Annotated in this window: 9 protein-coding genes; 2 read left to right on the plus strand and 7 right to left on the minus strand. The window is 37.8% G+C overall.

Features of this window, described 5'->3' with window-relative positions:
- From BLR88_RS18125 to BLR88_RS18140, 4 genes are all read right to left on the minus strand, one after another.
- Positions 1–217, minus strand: a 217-nt coding sequence (locus tag BLR88_RS18125; protein ID WP_091261508.1) for a transposase, incomplete at its 3' end; no start/stop codon positions are given.
- A gap of 843 nt (positions 218–1,060) precedes the next feature.
- Complete coding sequence (locus tag BLR88_RS18130) at positions 1,061–1,267, minus strand: hypothetical protein (protein ID WP_409359916.1); 207 nt, start codon at positions 1,265–1,267, stop codon at positions 1,061–1,063.
- 15 nt (positions 1,268–1,282) lie between these two features.
- Positions 1,283–1,912, minus strand: coding sequence for a transcriptional repressor LexA (lexA, locus tag BLR88_RS18135; RefSeq protein ID WP_091261510.1), 630 nt, complete (start codon positions 1,910–1,912; stop codon positions 1,283–1,285).
- A 502-nt stretch (positions 1,913–2,414) separates the two neighbouring features.
- Positions 2,415–3,047, minus strand: coding sequence for an iron-containing redox enzyme family protein (locus BLR88_RS18140; RefSeq protein WP_217639409.1), 633 nt, complete (start codon positions 3,045–3,047; stop codon positions 2,415–2,417).
- A 579-nt stretch (positions 3,048–3,626) separates the two neighbouring features.
- On the opposite strand from BLR88_RS18140, the gene BLR88_RS18145 reads away from it, so the two are divergent.
- Both BLR88_RS18145 and BLR88_RS18150 read left to right on the plus strand, forming a co-directional pair.
- The gene (locus tag BLR88_RS18145; RefSeq protein WP_057900032.1) at positions 3,627–4,223 is read left to right on the plus strand and encodes a CGNR zinc finger domain-containing protein; all 597 of its coding nucleotides are present in this window, start codon (positions 3,627–3,629) and stop codon (positions 4,221–4,223) included.
- 162 nt (positions 4,224–4,385) lie between these two features.
- On the plus strand, positions 4,386–4,949 hold the full coding sequence (locus tag BLR88_RS18150; RefSeq protein ID WP_057900033.1) for an HPP family protein: 564 nt from the start codon (positions 4,386–4,388) through the stop codon (positions 4,947–4,949).
- Positions 4,950–5,370: 421 nt separating this feature from the next.
- Here the strand turns inward: BLR88_RS18150 and BLR88_RS18155 are convergent, their stop codons facing one another.
- From BLR88_RS18155 to BLR88_RS20455, 3 genes are all read right to left on the minus strand, one after another.
- Positions 5,371–5,637 carry a helix-turn-helix domain-containing protein gene (locus tag BLR88_RS18155; protein WP_254778369.1) on the minus strand — a complete coding sequence of 89 codons (267 nt, stop codon included), beginning with the start codon at positions 5,635–5,637 and terminating at the stop codon, positions 5,371–5,373.
- Between the two features lie 203 nt (positions 5,638–5,840).
- Positions 5,841–5,996, minus strand: a complete 156-nt coding sequence (locus BLR88_RS19805; protein WP_156424017.1) for a hypothetical protein — start codon at positions 5,994–5,996, stop codon at positions 5,841–5,843.
- A gap of 138 nt (positions 5,997–6,134) precedes the next feature.
- Entirely contained in the window at positions 6,135–6,941 is an 807-nt protein-coding gene (locus tag BLR88_RS20455; RefSeq protein WP_302846672.1) for a M15 family metallopeptidase, read from the minus strand.
- Positions 6,942–7,099: the final 158 nt, after the last annotated feature.

A 7,099-nucleotide genomic window follows, 5' to 3' on the forward strand; every position in this document is an offset into this window, starting at 1 on the left:
GTTGTTCGTTTTCTTTCACAACTTCTTCGGCATCAAGGACCGGAACCATAGAGAAATCAATTTCTCCATGTTTTCCGCTCTCGAACTCTCGCTTCCAGCGCCCCACCATGTTAGCAGATAACTCATAACGGCGGGCAACGGCTGCTAAATTACCGGTCTCTTTCGCTTCTTTCACCACTTGTTTTTTGAAATCAATCGAATACTTTCTTCTTATCATTGATGCCTTCCCCCTCTGTCACTATAAGTGTAATCAAAATACACCCTTAGTGTCCAACTTCTCTAGGGGGCTAAAGAGAGATGAATCCTTTTGCTTGTATGTTCGACCATGCTCAATGTAAGTTTTGCAACATCATCATTTATAAAATATCGTTCTAAAAATACGCCTCTATGGAATTTTAAATTTGACCTGAATGAGCTATGCCATAAAGAAAGATATAGAATCAAATAAAGATGCATTTGTTTGCTTAGTATGTAGAACTGAGACCATTTGTGTGCTAGATGAAGAAGAATTACAAGGGGGAATTGACTTAGGGGCTAATAAGTCACAACGAATTTAGTTCTATATGGGTAGATGGAAGTAAGGATGCTTTAAGTCACTGACATAATACTTTTCCTGACAAACTCTTTTATTCATGTCTCCGTTAAAGCTCAATGTTGATCTTTAGCTTAAGTAAGGAGAAGGAAGCGTGAGCCATCCCCCACCTACACCAGAGGCGTGGAGGAAGGGGGCTTCTCACGTGTCATGTTAAAAGAGCATGCGAGCATGCTGGAGTGCAAAAAATACGTTTCCATGACTTAAGACTTAAATGCAATAATATCAAGGCTTTTATTCACGGTTTGAAAACTCTGGGCGAAAATAAATTTTTTGTAATATGCTCAAACTCAAAGTAAATTAAACATAACAAAGTAAGATATATCTAGTAAAATCAAGTTTTTAACCAATGCTCTTAAATAAAAGTCGATCAAATAAAATAAGTATGTGGTCAAAAATGTGGTCAATGTGGTCAATGTGGTCAAACAAAAACCCGGCCTTGTGCCGGGTTTCTTCATTAGACTCATATCAACTTGCCTTCTTTTTTACTACTGGCCGCATCGCCAGCACGTTCTCAACTGAGAAGTATCTTGTCGCTCTCCGCTTGAAACAATACGCTCGAATCTTTCCGTCTTTCACCGACAGCAGCCGGATCTTCCTCTGATTCAATTGCCCATTTCGATCCAAGTAGATGATTTCAACAGTTCGGCCCAGGTATGTGAAAAAGTTCATCACTCATATCGCCTCTTCTCAATGAATGTTCCGATATACACCAATGACTTTTCCGAGAATTGTGACAGCAGGAAGTAAAATAGGAGCCATGGTCTGATTCTCCGGCTGCAAACGAATATGGTCTTTCTCCTTGTAGAATCGCTTCACGGTTGCCTCATTCTCTTCCGTCATTGCCACGACGATATCCCCGTTGTTAGCGGTTTGTTGCTGGCGAACAATCACATAGTCTCCGTCGAGGATGCCGGCATCAATCATACTCTCCCCTTGGATTCGAAGCATATACACCGTGTCGCTGCCCACCATGTTTTCCGGAAGCACAAAGTATTCTTCGATATTCTCCACGGCTGTAATTGGCATACCGGCCGTCACTTTCCCCACCACCGGCACCGTAACTGTCTTCACCTCTTCGAGAGCAGATACATTACTTCTTGGTTCGCTATCGAGGATTTCTATTGCGCGAGGCTTGGTCGGATCGCGGCGAATCAGCCCTTTCTTTTCTAATCGCGCCAGATGTCCATGTACCGTAGAGCTGGAAGCTAACCCCACCGCTTCCCCGATTTCCCGAACGGAAGGCGGGTACCCTTTCTCCTTGACTTCTTTTTTGATGTAATCCAGAATTGCTAACTGTCTGCTTGAAAGCTTCTTCATCCCATATACCCTCCCTAAAACAAGAACATATATTCTTATTTAAGATTATACAGGAACATTAGTTCTTATTCAAGACAAAAGAAAGACAATTTCAAAAATAATAAAAACCGGGCATACACCCGGCGCATCTCTTTCACCTTCCTTTTTGTTCCATGTTATAACAAAAGGAATATAAAGGAAAATGTTTTTGTACATTAATGCGCATCCGATAATGTCGGTTATGAAAACAAAAAGCGAGGGAACTTGAATGTCCCCCGCTTTTTGTTTTGGGATTACCTTGAAAGAGAAATTTTCATAGGTTTAACGTAAAATAATTCGAACTTAGCTAATTTGTTACAGAAAATGCATCTATGTTCCAGGTACTGTTGTGTTATTTCTTCTACATGAGGTACATTTAATAAATTTAATCCATCTTTCATGTGTTCTTGGCAAACTGTTATCATTTTTTTCCTCCAATAAAAGAGTGCATAGCAGACATGCACTCTTTTTATTGTCGATCCTCTTAATTGTTAATACCAGTTGCTTGTTTGTTTAACAGATTACCCTCCAAATCAAATTCAGGCATTCTATTTATACCAATCCAAGAATTTAACATGAATGCCCACAAAGAAATACCTTCTAATGCTTTGTTTATAATAACTTCACGGCGGAATGAGTCATTTGCAGCTTCTAAATAATCTAATCCAAGGATGGAATGATGCTGATCTGCTTCGACATGAACAGTAAAGTATGGATCATTGACGTCTAATTCATCTAACTTTTCAGACATTTTGATGAAAAAGTGATTAGAACAACGTTCAATTCCAGAGTTTAAGCATGCTAACCACTTGGAACGATCTTGTTCAATAGCCATTTGGTAGACCAAGTTGACGCAAGCGTTAGTTGCAATTGTTGGAATAAATTTCTCGATTTCTTTTCGGTCTTGTAAGATACCGTGTTTCAACATCCATTGCATTAGCATTTCATGATGATCAGCTTCGCCATAAATGTGCATGGCATAGAAAGGCATCATGTGATTTTCCTTGAGAGAAGTTAACCCTAACATGATACCCATTACTTTTGGAAAAGTAGCAGAATGATACCAAAGTTGAGTAACAACAGGCTTTAACTCTTGAACAGATCTTACTGTTTGCAACCACTCGAAAAATGGTTCTTCAAGAACTCTTTCAGAAGCGCGTATAATCGGATCTGCAACCCATGAATGTTGTTAACGCACTCTTTCTAGTTCTTCTTGAGTAACGGTCTGATACTTTTGCTCTGTTAATTGGGACATTAATAAACACTCCTTTTTGGGTATTTTTGCTACGTAAATAATAATAAAGTATTATATGGTATAATTCAACATTTTTTACTTAAATTTACAAAAAAATTACCAACCAAGAACAACATAATATTGAGAAATAAATGTCGGTCCTGTTTGGTAATTTGTGGGTATTACTTCTTAATTTGCGTTTTATTTTTAGATTTAAATATTAACCTATATTTTTATAAAAAAACGGTTAGTTCTTAATTATCTTAATATTTAATTACTAACCTGTCAAGTTATAAAAAACAGTTAGTTTAAATTATACTTCTTGGGCATAAGGTAACCATTAAATTATTATTTATATTGTTTCTTTTTTATTAACTTTAAGTTAATAAAAAATCATATATAATAAGGTTAGGTTAGTTTTTTATATATGTTAGTGTTTTGTGAGAAGAAAAGAGGTACATCATGGCAGAGACAAAAAAATTTCCACTTATATCCGGACACCTTTCTCTTGATTTAGTAAACACTGAAGTTATAAGACGTGGGCAGCGTTATGACTTATTGATATCCGAAAAAGATTTAGCTGATTGGATAAAGATAATGAAAGAAACAAATTCCATAATTGATGATGAGCTTATATCTAAATCAGAAGATAGACTGGATAAGATATTACATTCACTTCGTGAATTACGTTCCTTTTTAAGAAGTGATTTTGAACGGATCGCAGATGGATATCAAATTTCAGATGAATGGGTATCTTCTTTGGAAAGAATGATTAGAAAAGCACCGTTTTCGTATAAATTGACCCCGAATAAACTTCTTCCGTCTCCAATAGGACAACCTGAGGATGCGTTCGTTTCACTTATTGCATATGATGTATTAAACTTACTTGATAGGAAGAGATTACATTACCTTAAACGGTGTACAAATCCTGATTGCGTATTATTGTTTATAGATGAAAGTGGAAGACGAAAATGGTGTGCCATGGAAATATGCGGTAACAGAAAGAAAGTTGCACGCCATCAACAGCGAAAAAGAAAAGAAAACTCTAAAGAAAAATGATAAAAAGAGTGGTTATACTCAAAAAGCTTAAATCCATTGGGTTTAAGTTTTTTTATTGTGTTAATTATCTAATTATTCTTTAAACTAACCATAAAATTATCTTTTGACCAGTTATTAAAGATGGGTTATTATGGAATCAAAATGATAAGGAGGTTGAATTAAATGATATCTAAAAATCAAACCGTTATTGACCAAGAGAAAGTGGTAGGTATATCCCGTCGCATTTATTTTTCTAAAATGAAAGGCAAAGGAAAAAGCACTCTAAGCGTAAATGTTAAAGATGCTATGACAGGACTTATTGGAGGATTCATAACTATCTTTGTCCTTGCTTACCTGACACAAGTCACATCTACATCTTGGTTAATGGCTCCTTTTGGAGCAAGTTGTGTATTAGCATTTGGTGTTTGGAATGCTCCTCTATCTCAACCGAGAAATATAATTGGTGGACATTTTATTTCTACATTAGTGGGATTGATTGTCTACCACTTTTTAGGTAATGATACCTGGACGTTGGCTTTAGGAGTGGGAGTAGCTATAGCATGCATGATGATTACGAAAACGACGCATCCACCTGCTGGGGCAGATCCGATAGTGGTTATATTAGGGGCGTACACATGGAATTACTTAATTACTCCTGTATTAATTGGCTCCATAGCTATTGTTTTAATAGCTTTATTGGTAAATAACTTACGTAGTAATCGTGAGTACCCTACTTTTTGGTTATAATTAGATATTTAAGTATTGAATAGAAATTACGGTTAAAGAAACATCACTTATGATAAATAAATAACCATTAAAAACGCCGTTTTGGTTCAAATTTGGCCAAAATCGGCGTTTTTAGCTTTTTGGAAATAACGAAATAACACGTTGTTTTTTTGAACGTATGGTCTTCAGTTTTCTTAGAATTGCTCTTCTTTACTCCCTAGTTTAGTACACAAAATTAAAAACCTTCCGGAATAAACGGAAGGTTTCTGACTGTTCCCTGCCCTATATGATATGCAAGAATAAGGGGATAGGACTGGTTTTATGAAGAAATTTATTGCAGATGTTGTGTACGACCGGAAAGTTGTTGCTCTGCCATTTGTACAAGACGTTTCGTAATTTTATCCGAACAAAACAAAAAGCCCCTTCCAGGGCTTTAATAAAATCATTGTTTTTTTCTTTGCTCTGCTTGTTCTTTTCTTTTTAAAACATCAGCTTTGTAAAACAGCCGATCTCTTGGAAGTTCCTTAATTGGTTTTAGTACACCACGTTTAACCAGGTCGTTCAGGTTTTGTCGTGAACAGCCAAGTATCTCAAGTGCTTCAGTTGTGTTTACTACTTCGTTAACGATGTATGCTGTTAATTCATCGCGTGATTTGAATGTTATTTCTTCCGCCATAGTATCACCTTCCAGATATTTAAAACGAACCATAGAGCTATAGATGTTACGCCAACCCATTTTAAAGGTGTCATCTTACTGAAATCTAAATCAGATAACCAAGACAGGAATACAATTAACAGGACAACATCAAGAGTAGTTGAGAGCTTCTTCATAATTTAAGGATGGATGTGGTATACTTATTTAGTAAGGAAAGAGGTGGGGCAACACCCCTTTCCGTTTAGATTTTTTTGGGCTTAGCGCTTCCGCTTTTTAGTGGAGCGCTTTTTCTTTTTCTCTCTTTCCTTCTTCCATTTTTTCCACCTTTCTTCGAATTTCTCGGCTATTTCAAATCCGAGTTTGATGCATCCTAGCACTGATGCGATTGTAATCGCCCAGTCTTTCAAATCCATCCTTATCTCACCTCCTTGGCTTTATTATACCAATTATATTTACTCACGTCAATATAATTTTATATATTTATCCTTTTTAGGAAAATTTATATACACAAAAATCCCCGCCATCCATACGGACAGCGGGGATCATTTCGTTCATCTCAACAATATGTTCACCTCTTTTCTGCCTGACGCCTTCCTCACCTCGTCAGCCAGCTCACCAAGCTCTTTCTTATCCTTACGCAACGCTTCGGCTGCTCTGTGATACTCGTCCAACTTTTGCTGACACTTGTCCGGCTTCGCGTTTTCTTCTTGCCACATTTTCTGATACTGCTTAATTTGTTCGTCCTTCTCTTTCCATTCTGCTTGGATAAGTGCGATGATTTTGTCCGCTTTTGAAACGGGAATCATGTATTCTTCCTCCTTTTTGTCAGTAACCGATGCAACAACTTTCGTCAGCTCTGGAACCTGTACCACCATAGCTGGACGTGATGGGCGTTTTCCTGCTTTTAATTGTGCAATAGAAAAACCGAAGGTCATTTGAACGTGTGGGTAGTCCTTGAAACTTCTCCAATCACCGCCCCATTCAAATCCTCTGGCTTTGAACATTTGTACGACTTCCATCCAGTCTTTTTTGTGATTCTTATTAAAATCTGTGTTCATATCCCAAACGACTTGTTTGCCATCCGGTGTATATAAAGCGAAGTCCAGCGCCAAACCGTAGTTATGGTAGCTGGTGCCGCCTTTGGCGTTCGTCACGATTTTTCCCGGTTTTGTTCGACCTTGTGCGTATAATTCATTCTGTTCAGCGATTGAACGATACCCCTGCGTAATCAGCACATAGATACCGCGTTGCCAGGCTTCAAATACAACTTCCCAGCCACGCTGGGCAACGACTGGATGTAAATTCGGGTCGTTCAACCGAAAGTTCTTTTGTTTCAACCAGTCCCATGCAATGGCCATGTCCATCCCTCCTGCTTTAGATCATGAAAAGGCATAGATGCCCGTTTGTTGCCTCCGTTTCTCTTCAAAATTTTGCTTCCTTGTCGTTGTCGTTTTTCATTTGTTCAAAACGTTGACGCAAAAACGCGGGGACTGGAACCCCAAGCCTCCCCATGTTT

This window comes from Aneurinibacillus thermoaerophilus (assembly GCF_900099925.1).
GTDB classification, from domain to species: domain Bacteria; phylum Bacillota; class Bacilli; order Aneurinibacillales; family Aneurinibacillaceae; genus Aneurinibacillus; species Aneurinibacillus thermoaerophilus.

What these genes read in the sequence shown, in the direction of transcription:
- lexA (WP_091261510.1), bottom strand. Translation starts at nt 1,912, where the DNA reads ATGAAGAAGCTTTCAAGCAGACAGTTAGCAATTCTGGATTACATCAAA.
- BLR88_RS18145 (WP_057900032.1), top strand. Translation starts at nt 3,627, where the DNA reads ATGGCAGAGACAAAAAAATTTCCACTTATATCCGGACACCTTTCTCTT.
- BLR88_RS18150 (WP_057900033.1), top strand. Translation starts at nt 4,386, where the DNA reads ATGATATCTAAAAATCAAACCGTTATTGACCAAGAGAAAGTGGTAGGT.
- BLR88_RS18155 (WP_254778369.1), bottom strand. Translation starts at nt 5,637, where the DNA reads ATGGTTCGTTTTAAATATCTGGAAGGTGATACTATGGCGGAAGAAATA.
- BLR88_RS19805 (WP_156424017.1), bottom strand. Translation starts at nt 5,996, where the DNA reads ATGGATTTGAAAGACTGGGCGATTACAATCGCATCAGTGCTAGGATGC.
- BLR88_RS20455 (WP_302846672.1), bottom strand. Translation starts at nt 6,941, where the DNA reads ATGGCCATTGCATGGGACTGGTTGAAACAAAAGAACTTTCGGTTGAAC.